The organism is Acidovorax sp. 93, from assembly GCF_003633835.1.
GTDB lineage: Bacteria > Pseudomonadota > Gammaproteobacteria > Burkholderiales > Burkholderiaceae_C > Acidovorax > Acidovorax facilis.
The window spans coordinates 2961447-2977537 of sequence record NZ_RBIT01000001.1 but is presented as its reverse complement, the minus strand read 5'-3'; the positions used below and the strand labels follow the sequence as shown (position 1 = coordinate 2977537).

The window sequence follows — 16091 nt, the reverse complement described above, 5'->3', positions numbered from 1 at the left end:
ACGCCATTCAGGCGGCGGCAGCGGCCCCACGCAGTGGGCAGTCCGTGGCCACCCGCTCTGCCAGAGTCTGGCGCAGGGCCTGCAGCGCGGCAATGCGTGCGTCGATCTCCTGCAGCTTCACGGCCAGCACCTGGGCCAGCGCTGGGCCGGGGTCGGCGGCGTCCCAGATGGCGGGCAGCCGGTCGCCAATCTCTGCCAGCGTAAAGCCCAGTTGCTGCGCGGTGCGGATGTACTGCACCAGCATCGCCGTTTCGGCCGGGTAGTCGCGGTAGCCATTGGCCAGGCGTCGCGATCGGATGAGGCCTTGTTGTTCGTAAAAGCGCAGTGCCTCGCGGCTCAGGCCGGAAGCATTGGCGAGTTCACCGATCAGCATGGGGGTTTCCTTGTGGCGTGAAAACAAATGCCACCTCTGGAAGCGGCTTGACCCTGAAGCGTACTTCAGGGCTGAACCTCGGGGCTTCTTTCATCCCCAGGTTGATCCTCATGCCCTTATCTTCAATTTCCTCTCCGCGCTACCTGCGTATCGTGCGCGCCAGCGGCTGGTACGACCTGCTGGTGACCTGGCCTTTTGTGCTGCCGTGGACCTTTGCGTGGCTGTATGCCCAGTTGGGCATGTTGGCCGCCGTGCTGGGCCTGCCCGGCACCCTGCACCCGTTGGACACCACCCACATGTTGCTGGCCAACCTGCTCGGCTCGGTAGTGGTGGTGTGGTCTATCGCGCGCATGGTTGCGCCCAGCTTGCTGCTGGGGCGCTTGGATGGCGTGGCGCGGTTTCTGTTTGCGGCCTGGCAGATCTATGCCGTGGCCCACGGCGCCAATGTGATCGTGCTGGGCTTCACGCTGTTTGAGCTGCTGTTTGGTGTGCTGCAGTGGTGGCGCGTGGCGGGCACGTCCCCAGCACGGGTCAGTGTGCTGGCACCGGCAGGCACCTGAACGCCAGGGCGCCTGCCGCCAGCATGGCGGCAATGGTCAGCATCACGGCCACGTACGGGTCCGCACCCTGCGCCGCGGCGATGGACGCAGCCACGCCGGTTACCCACTGCATCAGTGCCACGCCCAGAAACAGCGCCATGGTGAACACCGCCATGGCGCGCCCGGTGACGGCGGGTGCGTAGGCCGAACGCACGTCTGAATACTGCAGCACCATGTAGCCCGACAACAGGCCCACCGCGATGGAGCCCGCCACGTCCAGCCACTCGGCGTGCAGCAGGCCGATGGCACCGAAGAGGGTTGCCAGCAGCACCGTGAAGCCCGTGATCCAGCGGCGGCGTTGGCCAGGCCCCGGGTCGAGCCGCCCGAACAATGCCGGTGTGAACAGCGACACCAGCGACGACAACATGGCCACGTTGCCGCTGGCGACCAGCGAATAGCCATGCCGCTCAATGAGCAGCGGCCCCAGCCACAGCCCGCGCAGCGTGAGGAAGGAGGCATACGTTGTCAGCGCCAGCAGCATGATTCCGGCGGTGTGCGGCAGCAAGAACAGCGCGCCAAACCCGCGCACCGCCTGCAGCACCGATTCGCGCGGGGGCGCATTGTGCGTGGGTTGCGCGGGCTCGTGCACCTTCCAGAAGATCAGCAGCCAGGCCAGCGCCGCAAAACCCGCCAGCACCGCAAAACCCATGCGCCAGGACGACAGCTGCACCAGCCACGCCAGCGGCGTGCCCGTGAACAACATGCCCAGCCCACCCACACCCATGGCCACGCCCGACACCATCGCAAACCGGCTGGCCGGAAAGTAGCGCGCAATGAACACCGTGCACACCAAAAACGCGGGCGCGCAGCCCACGCCGATCAGCACCTGCCCCAGCAGCACCGCGCCATAGCCGGGCGCCAGCGCCGACAGCACCGAGCCCGCAATCGCCAGCGGAAACGCCACCAGCAGCGTGCGCCGCACGCCATAGAGGTCGATGCCGATGCCCATGAAAAGCTGCATGGTGCCGAAGGCGAATGCAAACGCGCCGGCAAACACGCCCAGCGCCTGCGCCGACAGGCCGAACTCTGCCCGCAGGCCCGTAGCCATGATGGCCGTGATGGTGCGAAACGCCTGGCTCAGCGCAAAACCCGTCACCAGTGCCAGCAGCATGGCCCAGGCGGCGCGGAGGGGGAGCAGTGGGGTAGTGGGTGTGGGGGGCGGGGGCACCTGCACGGTGGTGGGTCTCCAAAAAGGGGTGGCAACAGGCTGCCCCGTTCCGAGCGTACATGGACAGGGCGGTGACCGCTGTCTCGCGTGAATCGCACGGGTTGCCGGGTCCGCCAATCTGCACCAGATGGGAGCGGCCGACGGGCGCGTGGGGCAGGCAGTACGGGCGTTGGGCGAGGGATAAGGGTCATGACTTGCGCAAACCAGGGCTCGGGCCAGCGGTGCACCTTTGGGCAAGGGCGGCTGTTGCATCCCGATTTGCGAAGGTTCATTTGCGCAGGTTCTAAGGGTATGTCCCGAGCCGTCGCCGCAGGCGCTCCAGTCGCCAAGGTGACGTGGCGTTTTGGGGCCAAGCTGCGCGCAATCGGGTGTCAGGTCCGTGCATTGCAACCATGCGTGCCTGTAATGCCGTGTTGGACGGGGCAGTCTTGCCCGTCATCGGGGCGCCACGGAGCGAAGTCAGACTTTAGAGAAGGCTCTCGATGTGGGGATCACCCCAATCGACGGGGCGTGGACCGTGCGGCACTCTCATGGGCATGCCCTGCGCTGGGTGTGGATGGCGGCTGAAACCGTTCCTCGGTTTCGGCTTCTCGCCTGCAGCGGAGTGGTGGCAAGGTTTGTGCTTGGAAGCCCCCAGTGACCCCGGTGGTCGGTGGCCACAAGCAGTTTGCAGGTTGGAGTGTGTGCCGCAATGCACATCGCTACTCAGGAGTGACTGATGAAGAAGATGGTTTCGCTGTGTTCAGGTGCGCTGGCAACGCTGTTGATGTCGGGATGTGCGAGCCAGCCACCCGTGATGCAGGCCTTTAGCGAGCCAACGGACCGCGGCAGCATGCAGTTCGCCTGCGGCAATGGCGAAAAGGTGGAGATGCAGTTCTACCCCGAGCAAGGCCGCAGCGTGTTGCGGCGCAGCGGTTGGACGGTGGAACTGCCCAAACAGGCCACGGAAACCGGCTACGCCTTCAGCAACGGCCCCACCACCGTGCTCGGCAAGGGCAATGAGCTGACCATCCAGATTGGCCATCTGGCACCGATCTGGTGCCGTAGCAACCGCCCCATGATGGTGGCGGGCGTGCAATAGGCGGGCTGCAGAGCAGGCCACCCCCGCGCCCGGTGGTTTCGGGTTGCGGCATTCTTCAAAAACAACAGCTGCCAGCGCCTATGAACAAGGCGCTGGTGGCTTTTTTTGTGGGTAATTTCTAGGTCGCTTTTCCAGGTGGTGGGGTGGTGCGGGTCGGCACTCTCACGCTGCCGCTGTGAACGAATTCATGCACCACTGCGCAGCCGCTGCAACTCGGCCTCCGCAACGTCGATGCGCACCGTGCCCTGCGCCACCAGCACCTGCGCAACGCGGTCGATCTCGTCGCCCGCGGCGCCCGCCATCATCGCGATGTTCTGCGCGTGCAGGGCCATGTGTCCCTTCTGGATGCCGGTAGTGGCCAGGGCCTTCATGGCCGAAAAGTTTTGCGCCAGGCCCACGGCCGCAATGATCTGGGCCAGCTCGCGGGCCGACGTGACGCCCAGAATCTTGAGCGCTGTCTTGGCCGTGGGGTGCAGCTTGGTGGCGCCGCCCACCAGGCCCACGGCCATGGGCATTTCGATGGAGCCTGCCAGGTCGCCGTCGTTGGTCACCTCCCACGTTGTCAGGCTGGTGTAGCGGCCGCCGCGTGCGGCGTAGGCGTGGGCACCGGCTTCTACCGCGCGCGTGTCGTTGCCGGTGGCCAGCACCACGGCGCTCACGCCGTTCATGATGCCCTTGTTGTGCGTTGCGGCGCGGTAGGGGTCGGCTGCCGCAAAGTGGTAGGCCGCAAGCATGCCGTCGCGTACGGCCTCGCCGCCGATGTCTCCCGTGCGCCACACGCAGCGCGCGCGCGCCAGGCGCCGGTCGGCCAGGTTCGACAGGATGCGCAGGTTGGTCTGCCCGCCCGTCCATGCCGCAATCTGCGGCGCAATCTTTTCGGCCATGGTGTTGACGGCATTGGCGCCCATGGCGTCGCGCGTGTCCACGATGAGGTGGGTGATCACCATGGTGCCGCCGCGGGTGTCGATGACCCGCACCTCCAGGTCGCGGAAGCCGCCGCCCAGCTTGACGAGGATGGGGTCGCAGGCATCGCACAGCGTGCGGATGTCTTCCTTGTGCTCCAGGATGCGGATGCGTGCGTGCTGCGGGTCAGACACCTGCGTGAGCTGGATCTGCGCAATCATCTCGGTGCCCGACATGGACGTGATGAAGCCACCGTGGTCATAACACTGGCGTGCCGCGTTGCACACCGCGGCCACCACCGACGATTCTTCGGTGGCCATGGGGATCAGCCGGTCTCGGCCGTCGATCTTCATGTTGGTGGCAATGCCCACGGGGATGTTCATCGTGCCGATGACGTTCTCGATGAGGTGGTCGGCCAGTTCGGCAGGCAGGTTGCCGGTGTTCAGCAGGTGGGCCTTGTCGTCGTCGCCAAGGCCCGCAAACTGGGCCACGGCGTCGATGCGTGCGGGAATGGCGAGCTTGTGAAAACCGCCGATGCGGCTGCTGGGGTGTGCGGTGGAAGTCATGGACGTGTTTGGGATAAATGGGTGAACAAGCGGCTCAGCGCGACGCCATCAGCCGGGGCAGGTAGGTGACCAGATCGGGGAAGGCCGCGCAGATGAGCAGGCCGACGAACTGCAGCCCGAAGAACGGCAAGATGCCCCAGTACACGGCGTTCATTCCAATGTGGCTGGGCAGCGTCCCTTTGATGTAGAACAGCGTGTAACCGAACGGCGGGCTGATGTAGCCCATCTGGATGGTGATGGCGTACAGCACGCCAAACCACAGCTCGTCAAAGCCCAGCAGCCGCACGATGGGCAGGAACACCGGCACCGTGAGCAGGATGATTCCCAGCTCGTCCAGCACCGTGCCCAGGAACACCAGCAACAGCATCATGGCCGCCAGGATGAGCCAGCGGTTCACGTCCAGCCCCTGGATGAACTGCAGCAAAGTGTCCGCCCCGCCCAGGCCGGTGAAGATGGCCACATAGGCCTTGGCACCCAGCGTGATCCACAGGATCATCGCCGTGGCTTTCAGTGCATCGGTCGCTGCGCCGCGCAGCATGCCGCGCTCCCACCGGCGCTTGATAAGGCTGGGCAGCAGCGCTCCGGCCACGCCTACCGCAGCAGACTCGGTCGGTGTCGCGATGCCGAAGAAGATCGAGCCCAGGATCATCACGATCAGCATGGCGGGTATCACCAGGGCCTTCAGTGCCACCAGCTTTTCGCGCATTGGCGCCTTGCGGGTGGTGGGGTCCAGGGGCACCCACTCGGGCTTCACCCAGCCCACCACGATGATGTAGGCGATGTACAGCGCGGCCAGGATGAGGCCCGGCACAATGCCTGCAATCAGCATCTGGCCGATGGAGATCTGGGCCGTGACGGCGTACACGATGGTCAGCACCGATGGCGGGATCAGGATACCCAGCGTGCCCGACGCGCAGATCGTGCCCAGCGCCAGCTCGGGCTTGTAGCCGCGCCGCAGCATCTCTGGCAGGGCCAGGATGCCCATGGCCGTCACGGCGGCACCCACCACGCCGGTCATGGCCGCCATCACCACGCAGATGATGACGGTGCCGATGGCGAGGCCGCCTTTGAGGCGCCCAAACCACAGCTCCATCGCGCGGTACAGGTCTTCGATGACACCCGAGCGCTGCAGGATGCAGGCCATCAGGATGAACAGCGGGATCGCGAGCAGTGCCTCGGACTTCATCGTGTCGAAGATCTGCAGCACCAGCACGATGACCGCGTTGGGTTCCCACAGCGTCACGGTGAACAGCAGCGATAGGCCGCCCAGCACGAAGGCAATGGGCAGGCCGGTGAGCATGAACAGCGTGAGGCTGCCGAACATCAGCACCAGAATCATGTTGGAGGTCATGGGTGGGCCTCCGCGGGGGACGCGTCAACGGTTGCTTCGCCAAACAGCGTGCGAAAGAACTCCACCACGGCCTGCAGCAGCATCAGCGCCAGGGCCAGCGGCACGGCGGCCTTCACCGGCCAGATAGGTGGGTTCCAGGCTGAAAAGCTGGTCTCGCGGTAGGTGAAGGCGCTGTAGGCTGCGGGTGCGCTGAAGTACAGCAGGATGGCGCAGAACAGCACGATGATGGGAAAGTTCACCAGGTCCAGCCGCCGCTGCCATGCGGGGCTCAGGCGCTGGCGCGCCACGTCGAGCGCCACATGGCCCTTGAGGTGCAGTAGGTACGGCCCGCCCAGCAGAAAGTAGGGGCCGAACAGCAGCACGGCCAGTTCCATGCCCCACACGGTGGGCGCATTGAACACATAGCGTGCAATGACTTCATAAAGCATGACGGGGACCACGATGGCCATCAACCACACCGTGGCCTGGAAGATCCAGCGGTTGAGTGTGGTGATGGCCGACGTGGAGACAGAGAGCCATGACGGCATGGGTGACTCCTTGGGACAATGGCAGGTGCGCCGGGCACCCATGGCGGGCACCCGGGGCTAGGGCTTTCGAACGCTGCTTAGGCCAGCAGGCCCAGTTCTTTCATGAAGGCCACCTGGCTGTCCAGGATCTTGGTGGCGAGGGCGTCGCCCTTGGTGGCGGTGCGCCACGCGGCCATGGCCTTGGGCCGTGCAGCGGCGATGTCGGCTGCGCTGAATCGGATGATCTCGCAGCCCTTGGCCTGGTACTTGGCCAGCACCGCAGCGTCGCTCACCAGGATGTGCTGGCGCAGCGCCGCCGAAATCTCGCGCGCGGCCACCGCCAAGGCCGCCTTGAACTCGGCGGGCAGCTTGTCGTGTGCTGCACGGTTGGCCACGTAGCTGGTGGCGGTGGTGGGCTGGTGAAAGCCCGGCACCACTACAAACTTGGCCACCTCGGCCAGGCCGGCTTCAAAGTTCGCCGTCAGGTCGCCCCGGTCGGCCATGTCGATCACGCCCTTGTCCAGCGCCGAATACACCTCGCCCGTGGGCAGCGGCGTCACCGACACGCCCATGGCGCCCATCACGGCCGAGGCCAGGCCCACAAAGCGACCCTTCTTGCCCGTCAGGTCGGCGATCTTGCGGATTGGCACCTTGGAGTGCAGCGGCTCCTGGCCGTACACGGTGGGGGCGATGTAGTGCAGGCCTGCGGGCGCATACGCCTGGCGCACCAGGTCCAACCCGCCGCGCTCGTAGAACCAGGCTTCGTATTCGTCGCTCTCGGCAAAGCCGAACGGAATGGTGCTGGTGAAGGCAAACGCGGGGATCTTGCCGGCTTCGTAGCCGTCGAAGGTTTTCATCAGCTCAAACGCGCCGCCGCGCACGGCATCAAACGCTTGCGCGGCGGGCACGATCTGGCCGGCCGCAAACAGGTTGATCTTGAAGCGGCCACCGGTCAACTCTGCCACGCGGGCCACAAAACGCTCTTCAAACTTTTGTGGCGTGGTGCCGCCGTCCCACAGTGCCTGCATGCGCCAGGTGACGGTGGCCTGCGCGTGGCTGGCCAGGGGCGCCGCTGCGCCCACGGCAGCGGCTGCAGCCAGGGTGGATTTGAAGATGTTGCGTCGTTGGACGGCTTTGTCTGCCATGTCTTGTCTCCGGTTGGTTTGGAATGTGTGCACCCATCGCCGTGGGTTTGCTGCCTCGGCCCAATGCGCAGTGTGGGCTGCGGGCGAGTTCGAAAAGTATATGGACAATGCAGCCGGTGGTTGGATACAGTTTGGGCACAGATCACAAAACTGTACCCATCAATAAACGGGTACAGATCAGGAGACAGACCCATGCCCCACCCCGAAGAAGACGCATCGCCCGACAGCAAGGTCGAAGCGCTGGCGCGCCGCATTGCGCAGTCCATCGAACAAGGCACCGTGCTACCCGGCACCCGCCTGCGGTCCATCCGCGATGCAGCCGCCAAGGACGGTGTGGGACGCAACACGGTGGTGGAGGCCTACAACCGCCTGGCCGCGCGCGGCTATGTGGAAGCGCGGCCCGGCTCGGGCTATTACGTGCGCAAGCCCAGCAGCAGCGTACATGCCCAGGCCCCCGCGCCACACGTGACCGAAGCGGTGGACGTGGTGTCGCTGCTGCGTGAGCAACTGGAGCAGCACTACGAGGTGCGCGTGGGCGATGGCCGCCCGCCCGCGTCGTGGATGGAGGGGTCCGAGCTGGGCAGCTCGCTGCGCCGCGCGCGCTCGCAAGGGCTGTCGGACATCGAGCATGGCTACGGCACACCCTGGGGCTACCTGCCACTGCGCGAGACCATCGCGCGCATGCTGGGCGAGCGCACCATCCCGGTCAATCCGCGCCAGGTGCTGCTGACCCAGGGCGCCAACCACGCGCTGGACCTCATCGTGCGGCACCTGCTGGATGCGGGCGATGAGGTGCTGGTGGATTCACCCGGCTACTACCCGCTGTTTGGCAAGCTCAAGCTCGCCAAGGTGGAGATGCTGGGCGTGCCCCGGTTGGCCGATGGCCCCGACCTGGATGCGCTGCAGGTGCTGCTGGAAAAGCACCGGCCCAAGGTGTTCTTCACCCAGTCGCTGGCGCATAACCCGACGGGCGGCTCCATCAGCCTGCCCAAGGCGCACCGGCTGCTGCAGATGGCCGCTGCCCACGGGTTTCTGGTGGTGGAAGACGATCCGTTTGCCGACCTGCAGCCGCCCAACGCCCCGCGCCTGGCAGCGCTGGACCAGCTGGAGCGCGTGATCTACGTGAGCAGCTTTTCCAAAACGCTGTCGGCCGGTCTGCGCGTGGGCTACATCGCTGGGGCGGCGCACCGCATCAATGCGCTGTGTGACCTGAAGATGGTGACGGTGGTGTCCACGTCGGATTTTGTGGAGCGCGTGGTGCACCAGCTGATCTCTGCGGGCCAGTACCGGCGCCATCTGAGCCGTCTCAAGGCCCGGCTGGACGGTGCGTTAGGCCCTGCGCAAAAAGCATTGGCACGCCTGGGCCTTACCGTGCACCCCAGCCCACCGGGCGGCTATTACCTGTGGGTGGAGTTGCCGCATGGCATCACCGAGCTGGGCCTGGCCCGCAGTGCGGCAGAGCGGGGCATTTTTCTGGCGCCGGGCAGCGTGTTCTTTCCGCAGCGGCAGGGCCAGCAGCAGCCTTTGCAGGCCATGCGGGTGAACGTGGCCTATGCCAACGATCCGCGGTTTTTGCGCTTTCTGCAGGGCGCGCTCAAGGCGGCGTCTTGAAGGCGCGCCGAACCCGGTTCACAAATCCGTGCGCAGCTTCCAGATTTCAGGGAACAGCACCACGTCCAGCATCTTTCGCAGGTAGCTCACGCCGCCCGTGCCACCCGTGCCGCGCTTGAAGCCGATCACGCGCTCCACCGTGGTCACATGGCGGAAGCGCCAGAGGCGGAAGGCGTCTTCCAGGTCGGTCAGCTCCTCGCCCAGCTGGTACAGGTCCCAGTGCTTGTCGGGGTTGCGGTACACGGTGAGCCAGGCCTGCTCCACCGCGTCGTTTTCCACATAGGGCAGCGTCCAGTCGCGCTCGGTGTGGCTGGCGGGCACGGGCAGGCCGCGCCGCGCCATCAGGCGCAGGGCCTCGTCGTACAGCGACGGCGCCTCGTACGCCGCCTGCACTAGGGCCAGCAGGTCGGCGCGGTGCTCGTGGGGCTTGAGCATCGCGCGGTTCTTGTTGCCCATCGAAAACTCGATGCAGCGGTATTGGTAGCTCTGGAAGCCGCTGGACTGGCCCAGGTACGGGCGCATGGCGCTGTACTCGGGCGGCGTCATGGTGGCCAGCACGTCCCAGGCGTGCACCAGCTGCTCCATGATCTTGCTGACGCGCGCCAGCATCTTGAACGCGGGCGGCAGCTCGTCGCGCGCAATATGGCCGATGGCGGCGCGCAGCTCGTGCAGCATCAGCTTCATCCACAGCTCGCTGGTCTGGTGCTGCACGATGAACAGCATCTCGTCGTGCGCGGGCGACAGCGGCTTTTGCGCGGTGAGGATGGCGTCGAGCTGCAGGTAGTCGCCGTAGCTCATGCTTTGGCTGAAGTCGAGCTGGGCGCGCTCCTCGTGCACGATGGATTCGGGCAGGGCGGCAGATGCCGCGTTGTTGTTGTCACCCGCAGGGGTTTGCGAGAAAGGGCACATGATGGTGGTTTGCCTTTCCGATCAGGTGACGGCGTGCGTCTGGTTGAACTCGGCCTTTTGCCACTCGCCGCTCTCCAGCACCTGGCGCAGGTGCTCCACGGCATTCCACACGTCTTCAAATCCCAGGTACAGCGGTGTGAAGCCAAAGCGCAGGATGTCCTTGTGGCGGCCCGTGCCGCCATCGCCCTTGCGGAAGTCGCCGATCACACCGCGTGCAATCAGCGCCTGCACGATGGCATAGGCGCCGCTGCCCTGGCCGTTCACGCCCGCGCCTTCGTCGCGCGTCAGGCACACCTGCGAGCCACGCTGTGCATGGTCACGCGGCGTGGCCAGGCCCAGGCCGTGGCCAGCGCAGCGCTCTTCCACCAGCTGGATGAACAGGTCGGTCAGCGCCAGCGACTTGGCGCGCAGCGCGGCCATGCCACCCAGGCTTTGCGCAGCGGTGAACACATCCAGCCCGCATTGCAGGGCTGACAAACTGATGATGGGCTGCGTGCCGCACAGGTAGCGCGTGATGCCCGGCGCGGGTTGGTAGTCGGGGGTGAAGGCAAAGGGGGCAGCGTGGCCCCACCAGCCAGACAGCGGCTGCCAGAAGCGGCTGGCATGGCGCGGGTGCACCCACACAAAGGCCGGCGCGCCGGGGCCGCCGTTCAAATATTTGTAGCCGCAGCCAATCGAGAAATCGGCGCCTGCGCCGTTCAGGTCCACCGGCACCGCGCCCGCGCTGTGCGCCAGGTCCCACACGCACAGAATGCCCTGGGCGTGCGCGGCGGCGGTGACGGCGGCCATGTCGTGCATGGCGCCGGTGCGGTAGTTCACGTGCGTCAGCATCAGCACAGCCACGTCGTTGGTGAGTGCTGCGGTGATCTCTTCGGGCTCTACCAGCACCAGCTCCAGGCCACGCTCCTTGCACAGGCCTTCGGCAATGTAGAGGTCGGTGGGGAAGTTGCTGCGCTCGCTCACGATGCGCTTGCGCGCGGGGCTGTCTTCCCGCGCGATGTTGAGCGCCGCGCTGAGCACCTTGTAGAGGTTGATGGAGGTGCTGTCGGTGCACACCACTTCATCTTTGCCCGCGCCGATCAGCGGGGCGAGCTGGTTGCCCAGGCGCTGGGGCAGGTCAAACCAGCTGGCGGTGTTCCACGATTGGATGAGGTCTGTGCCCCATTCGCGGGTGACCACATCGGCCACGCGCGCGGCGGCGGCCTTGGGCGCCACGCCGAGCGAATTGCCGTCGAGGTAGATCACACCCGGGGGCAGCGCGAAGTGGTCGCGCAGAGGGCGCAGGGGGTCTTGGGCGTCGCGCGCCTGGCAGTCTTGCAAGGTGGTGTTCATGGTGTGTTTTGCTTCGGTTTTGATAGCTTCTAGCGCTTTCTGGACAAGCGCTAGCGGCCAAAAAGATTGATATCCGTGCTTTACAGCGCCCGGAGCACGGCCCGCACGGGCGATGCGTCGGCGGTGGTCAGCTTCAGCGGCAGGGCGATGAGTTCGTAGTCGCCCTCGGGCACGGCGTCGAGCACCAGGTTTTCCAGCACGCGCAGGCCCCGGCGGCGGATGACCTGGTGGCTGGGAAGCTGCTTGCTGTCGGCCGGATCGATGCTGGCGGTGTCGATGCCGACCAGCAGCACGCCCCGGTCGGCCAGACGTTCGATGGTTTCCGGTGCGTAGGCGGCCAGTTGGGCGTCCCAGCGGTCCACGGGCATGTGTTCATAGGTGCGCACCAGCACGCGCTGGGGCAGGGCGTCGTTCACAGCGTGGGCAATGTGGTCCCAGGTGATGAGCGGCCCGCGGCCGATGGCGTGGATCACGCGGCAGGGGCCCAGGAAGGCATCGAGCGACACATCGCCAATGGTGGCGCCTTGCTCGTCGTAGTGCAGGGGGGCGTCGGCATGCGCGCCCACGTGAGGCGACATCGTGATCGCGCTCACGTTCACCGGGCAGCCGGGGCCGATGGTGGCGCACCACTGCTGGCTGTAGGCCGTGTCGCCGGGGAACACGGGGCTGCCCGCGTGCACGGGCGGCGAGATGTCCCAGAGCCGGCGGGCGGTGGGGAAGGAGGGCGTTGACATGGGACAAAGTTTGCATGTCCCGAAAAACCCGTGGTGTCGGTTATTTCCAACACCCCGTCGATTTTTTGTTGAGGCCTAAACTATTTTGATGCTGCAGTAGCCCGGCTGCTGGAGCGTGTCACCTCACAAGATGGCGCCTTCCGCCAGCGGCGCCAGCCCGTGCCGCGCACGCGCCTTGTGGCAGGCGTAGTCGCCCGCCGAGAACTCGCGGCAGGGCGCCGGGCGCAGTTCGTAGATGCTGCAGGCCACCTGCTGGCCCACCTGGCCGGTCAGCGCGGCGCAGCGGATGGGCACCTGCTCCGTGCCCCGCATGCGGCAGGTGCTGCCGTTCACATCCAGCGCCAGACTGTCGGGCACGGTGCCGCCCATCGCCTGCATCTCGTACACGGCAAAGTCCACACGAAAGCTGGCGCAGCAGGCGCCGCAGCTCAGGCACGGGTGGGTGGAATCGGCGGTGGTCATCGTGGTCGCGTCGTCGGACATGCGGGGCGGGCGGTGGGCCTGCGGCGGAGCCATCAGGCGCTGTGGGGGAGCGGAATGCTAACGAAAAAACCCACGCCCCGGCCGTTCAGGCCCGCACCGATCTGCACCTGCCCGCCCATGCGCAGCACTGCCTGCCGCACGATGGCCAGGCCCAGGCCCGAGCCGTTGGCGGCGTGGCCCAGGCCCCGGTAGAAGCGCTCGAACACATGCGATTGCTCGGTGGCCGCGATGCCCGGCCCGTCGTCCTGCACCGACAGGTGCAGCGCCGTGCCCTCGCGCCACAGTGCCACCGCCACGTTGCCGCCGTCAGGCGTGTAGCGCACCGCGTTGTCGATGAGGTTGTGGGCGATGGATTCGAGCGCAGGCTGGTCTAGCCGGGCGGGCAAGGTGTCGGGCGCGTCCAGCGACAGCTCGATCTGCCGCTCCATCGCCTGCGGCACGGCCTGCGCCAGCGCGCCGCGCAGCCACTGCGCCACGTCCAGGTCGCGCGGGGCGGGGCGCTGGGCGTCGTCCAGCGCGGCCAGATCCAGAAGCTGCTGCGCCAGGTGCGAGGTGCGGGCGATGGCCTGCTCCAGGTGCGCCTGGGCCTGCAAGCGTTCCTCTTCGATGGGCGAGCGGGCCATCACGTGGGCCTGGGCAGTGATAACGGCCAGCGGCGTGCGGATCTCGTGCGCAGCGTCCTGCACAAAGGCGCGCTCGCGCTCCACCTTCTGGCGCAACTGGGCCAGAAAGTGGTCGAGCGACTGTTCCAGTGGCTTGAGCTCGCGGTGGCGGGCGCGGAAGCCAACGGGCTGCAGATCGTCCTTGTCCCTGCGGGCGATGAGGTTTGCCAACTGCTGCAGCGGGCGCAGGCCGTTGCGCACTGACAGCCACACGGGCAGCAGCACGAAGGGGGCGGCCAACAGGAGATAGGGCACCAGGTAGCGGCCGTTGTAGGCCAAGTAATCCACATCCGTCCGCTTGTTATCGACAATGCGCAGTGTCCAGCGGGCGTTGTGGCCGACGTAGATCCGATAGGGCTTGCCCTGCACGACGGATTCGGAAAGGGCAGAGCCTTCTTGCAGAGCAGGCAGTGGGATGTCCAGCTCTTGAAGACCTGCGGGGGAATAGACCACCTGCCCTGTGGCGCTGTTGCGCAGCTCATGCATCGATGCGCCCGGCAGCAGGCCAATCTGGCGACGGCGGATGTTGGTCCAGTGATTGGTGGCCGCTACGGCCGCAGCGGCCTGCGCCGGGTCCGTGATCGGGGTGAGCGACTCGAGCAGCGCGTCGCCGTACTTCAGCAGCCCCGGGTCGTTGGTGATGGCCTGCTTGTAGTTGAAGTAGTTGTAGCCCAGCAGCACAGCCCACACCAGCACAAACGCCACGGTGACGGACAACACGCTGCGTCGCACCAGCGTGGGCTCGGCCAGCCGACGCCATGTCGCGCGCAACTGGCGGGGCGTACGGCTGCCGGTGCTCGGGGGGAAGGCGGGGGTGCTCATGCTCATGCCTGCAACAGATAGCCCACGCCGCGCACCGTGCGGATCAGCTCCGCCCCGATCTTGCGCCGCAGGTTGGACACATGCACTTCGATGGCGCCAAAGTCCACGGGCTCGCCCAGCGGGTCCAGCCGCTGCGACAGCACGCTTTTGGACACCACCACCCCCGGCTCGCGCGCCAGCTCCAGCAGCAGCTGGAACTCGCGCGGTGACACATCCAGCACTGTGCCGTTGCGCTGCACTGCGTGGCGGCGGGGCTCGATCACCAGCTCGCCCAGCACCCAGCGCTCGCTGGCCTGGCGGGCGCTACGGCGCAGCACGGCGCGGATGCGCGAGAGCAGTTCGGCCGTAGCAAAAGGCTTGACCACGAAATCATCGGCCCCGCCATCCAGCCCGGCCAGCCGGTCTTCCACGGCCGAGCGCGCGGTGATCACGATGATGGGCACCTGCTCGCCCTGCGCCCGCCAGCGTGCCAGCAGGTCGAAGCCGCTGCCGTCGGGCAGCGTCAGGTCTAGCAGCACGCAGTCGATGGTGGTGACATCGACAGTGGCCGGGGCATCCACCGTGCGGCGCAGCCATTCGCTGGTCAGGCCCTCCACCTTCAGCGCGGACTGCAGCGCGCGGCCCAGGTCCAGATCGTCTTCGATGAGCAGAATGTGCATGGGGTGCGATTGTGGCGGGTGCAAAGCCTGCGGGGCGTTGTCTGAAGCGGTGTCTTTGGCTGGCGTTAAGGCTGTGGTTTGCACAATGTCAGCGGGCGCAGCCCAACGTGACTCGCGCACCGACGTTTGAGGGAGAAGAAGAATGAATGGAAGAAGCTGGGGAGGATGCTCTTGTGGGTGATGACAAATCGATGACGAATGTATCGGCTCCTTCAGGGCTGGTGCTGCGGCCGTTTTGTGGCCCATCGGACTTCCCGGCCATGGCCGAGGTGGCCAATGCCAGCTTTGATGCAGACGGGGTGCTCGCACGCCGCGCGCCCGAAGACCTGGCACGCGACTACGCCGCCTTCACCAACTGTGATCCGTATCACGACGCAATCATGGCCGAGCTGGATGGCGAGCTGGTGGGCTATGGCCGGTGCTGGCGGTTTACCCAGGCCGACGGGTTGACGCTGCACGCGCAAATCGGTTTTGTGCCCGGGCGTTGGCGCGGGCGCGGCATTGGCCGTGTGCTGCAAGGTTGGATTGAGCAGCGGCACCACACCGTGGCAGCGCAGCAGCCGGACGGCCCGCACGTGCACCATGCCTATGTGCAGCAAGGCGAGGAAGCGCGCGCGAAACTGCTGCAGACCAGTGGCTATGCGCCAATGCGGTACTTCTTCGAAATGCTGAACACAGAACTGCATGCCGCGCCGGACTTTCCCGTGCCGCAAGGGTTGGAGTTGCGGCCCGTCGAGCCCGAGCACTACCGCGCCATTTGGGAAGCGCACCACACCGCGTTTGAAGACCACTGGGGCATGGCACCGCCGTTGCCTCGTGATTACGACACCTGGCTGGAGAGCCGGATTTTTCAGCCCGCGCGCTGGCAGGTGGCGTGGGACGGCAATGAGGTCGCAGGCCAGGTCCGCACGTATATCAACGAGGATGAGAACCGCCATCTGTCACGGCGCCGGGGCTACACCGAGTTCATCAGCGTGGGGCGCAAGTGGCGCAGACGCGGTCTTGCAAGGGCATTGATCGCCCGCAGCCTCCGCCTGTTGGCCGACGAAGGGATGGCCGAGTCGGCGCTGGCGGTGGACGGTGAGAACCTGACGGGCGCTAATCGTGTGTATGCGGACTGCGGCTTTCAGGTGGTCAAGCGCAACACGATTTACCGCAAGCCGCTGGAGGTGCCCAAGCTGTAGTCG

At 66.2% G+C, this 16091-nt stretch carries 16 protein-coding genes; 4 read left to right on the top strand and 12 right to left on the bottom strand.

The features are described 5' to 3' along the window. Positions 1-7: 7 nt before the first annotated feature. A complete protein-coding gene (locus C8C93_RS13600; RefSeq protein WP_121507251.1) occupies positions 8-373 on the bottom strand; it encodes a MerR family DNA-binding protein in 366 nt (121 codons plus the stop codon). Between the two features lie 110 nt (positions 374-483). On the opposite strand from C8C93_RS13600, the gene C8C93_RS13595 reads away from it, so the two are divergent. Then, positions 484-933, top strand: a complete 450-nt coding sequence (locus tag C8C93_RS13595; protein WP_121507250.1) for a hypothetical protein — start codon at positions 484-486, stop codon at positions 931-933. Here C8C93_RS13595 and C8C93_RS13590 read toward each other — a convergent pair. Then, positions 905-2083 carry a nitrate/nitrite transporter gene (locus tag C8C93_RS13590; RefSeq protein WP_121508795.1) on the bottom strand — a complete coding sequence of 393 codons (1179 nt, stop codon included), beginning with the start codon at positions 2081-2083 and terminating at the stop codon, positions 905-907. The genes C8C93_RS13595 and C8C93_RS13590 overlap by 29 nt on opposite strands. 775 nt (positions 2084-2858) lie before the next feature. Here C8C93_RS13590 and C8C93_RS13585 point away from each other — a divergent pair. Further along, positions 2859-3221, top strand: a complete 363-nt coding sequence (locus C8C93_RS13585) for an MliC family protein (RefSeq protein ID WP_055394413.1) — start codon at positions 2859-2861, stop codon at positions 3219-3221. Between the two features lie 185 nt (positions 3222-3406). On the opposite strand, the gene C8C93_RS13580 is transcribed toward C8C93_RS13585, so the two are convergent. The 4 genes from C8C93_RS13580 to dctP all read right to left on the bottom strand — a co-directional run bounded on the left by C8C93_RS13580 (position 3407) and on the right by dctP (position 7692). After that, entirely contained in the window at positions 3407-4690 is a 1284-nt protein-coding gene (locus C8C93_RS13580; protein ID WP_121507249.1) for a hydroxymethylglutaryl-CoA reductase, degradative, read from the bottom strand. Between the two features lie 34 nt (positions 4691-4724). Continuing rightward, positions 4725-6041 (bottom strand): TRAP transporter large permease subunit, encoded by a 1317-nt coding sequence (locus tag C8C93_RS13575; RefSeq protein ID WP_121507248.1) that lies wholly within the window; start codon positions 6039-6041, stop codon positions 4725-4727. Next, positions 6038-6568 (bottom strand): TRAP transporter small permease subunit, encoded by a 531-nt coding sequence (locus tag C8C93_RS13570; RefSeq protein ID WP_121507247.1) that lies wholly within the window; start codon positions 6566-6568, stop codon positions 6038-6040. The genes C8C93_RS13575 and C8C93_RS13570 overlap by 4 nt, the downstream gene beginning before the upstream one ends. Positions 6569-6645: 77 nt before the next feature. Next, on the bottom strand, positions 6646-7692 hold the full coding sequence (gene dctP, locus C8C93_RS13565; protein WP_121507246.1) for a TRAP transporter substrate-binding protein DctP: 1047 nt from the start codon (positions 7690-7692) through the stop codon (positions 6646-6648). A 192-nt stretch (positions 7693-7884) separates the two neighbouring features. Between dctP and C8C93_RS13560 the strand changes: the two genes are divergently transcribed. After that, entirely contained in the window at positions 7885-9303 is a 1419-nt protein-coding gene (locus tag C8C93_RS13560) for a PLP-dependent aminotransferase family protein (protein WP_121507245.1), read from the top strand. An 18-nt stretch (positions 9304-9321) separates the two neighbouring features. Here the strand turns inward: C8C93_RS13560 and kynA are convergent, their stop codons facing one another. From kynA to C8C93_RS13530, 6 genes are all read right to left on the bottom strand, one after another. Continuing rightward, positions 9322-10212: a tryptophan 2,3-dioxygenase gene (gene kynA / locus C8C93_RS13555; protein WP_121507244.1), complete on the bottom strand. Its 891-nt coding sequence runs from the start codon at positions 10210-10212 to the stop codon at positions 9322-9324. A 21-nt stretch (positions 10213-10233) separates the two neighbouring features. Next, positions 10234-11544 carry a kynureninase gene (gene kynU / locus C8C93_RS13550; protein WP_121507243.1) on the bottom strand — a complete coding sequence of 437 codons (1311 nt, stop codon included), beginning with the start codon at positions 11542-11544 and terminating at the stop codon, positions 10234-10236. A gap of 80 nt (positions 11545-11624) precedes the next feature. Further along, positions 11625-12278: an arylformamidase gene (gene kynB / locus C8C93_RS13545; protein WP_121507242.1), complete on the bottom strand. Its 654-nt coding sequence runs from the start codon at positions 12276-12278 to the stop codon at positions 11625-11627. A 123-nt stretch (positions 12279-12401) separates the two neighbouring features. After that, on the bottom strand, positions 12402-12761 hold the full coding sequence (locus C8C93_RS13540) for a YkgJ family cysteine cluster protein (RefSeq protein ID WP_233559388.1): 360 nt from the start codon (positions 12759-12761) through the stop codon (positions 12402-12404). Between the two features lie 32 nt (positions 12762-12793). Beyond that, entirely contained in the window at positions 12794-14245 is a 1452-nt protein-coding gene (locus tag C8C93_RS13535) for a HAMP domain-containing sensor histidine kinase (protein ID WP_121507241.1), read from the bottom strand. 2 nt (positions 14246-14247) lie between these two features. Then, a complete protein-coding gene (locus C8C93_RS13530) occupies positions 14248-14904 on the bottom strand; it encodes a response regulator transcription factor (protein ID WP_121507240.1) in 657 nt (218 codons plus the stop codon). Between the two features lie 191 nt (positions 14905-15095). On the opposite strand from C8C93_RS13530, the gene C8C93_RS13525 reads away from it, so the two are divergent. Further along, a complete protein-coding gene (locus tag C8C93_RS13525) occupies positions 15096-16088 on the top strand; it encodes a GNAT family N-acetyltransferase (protein ID WP_233559386.1) in 993 nt (330 codons plus the stop codon). Positions 16089-16091: the final 3 nt, after the last annotated feature.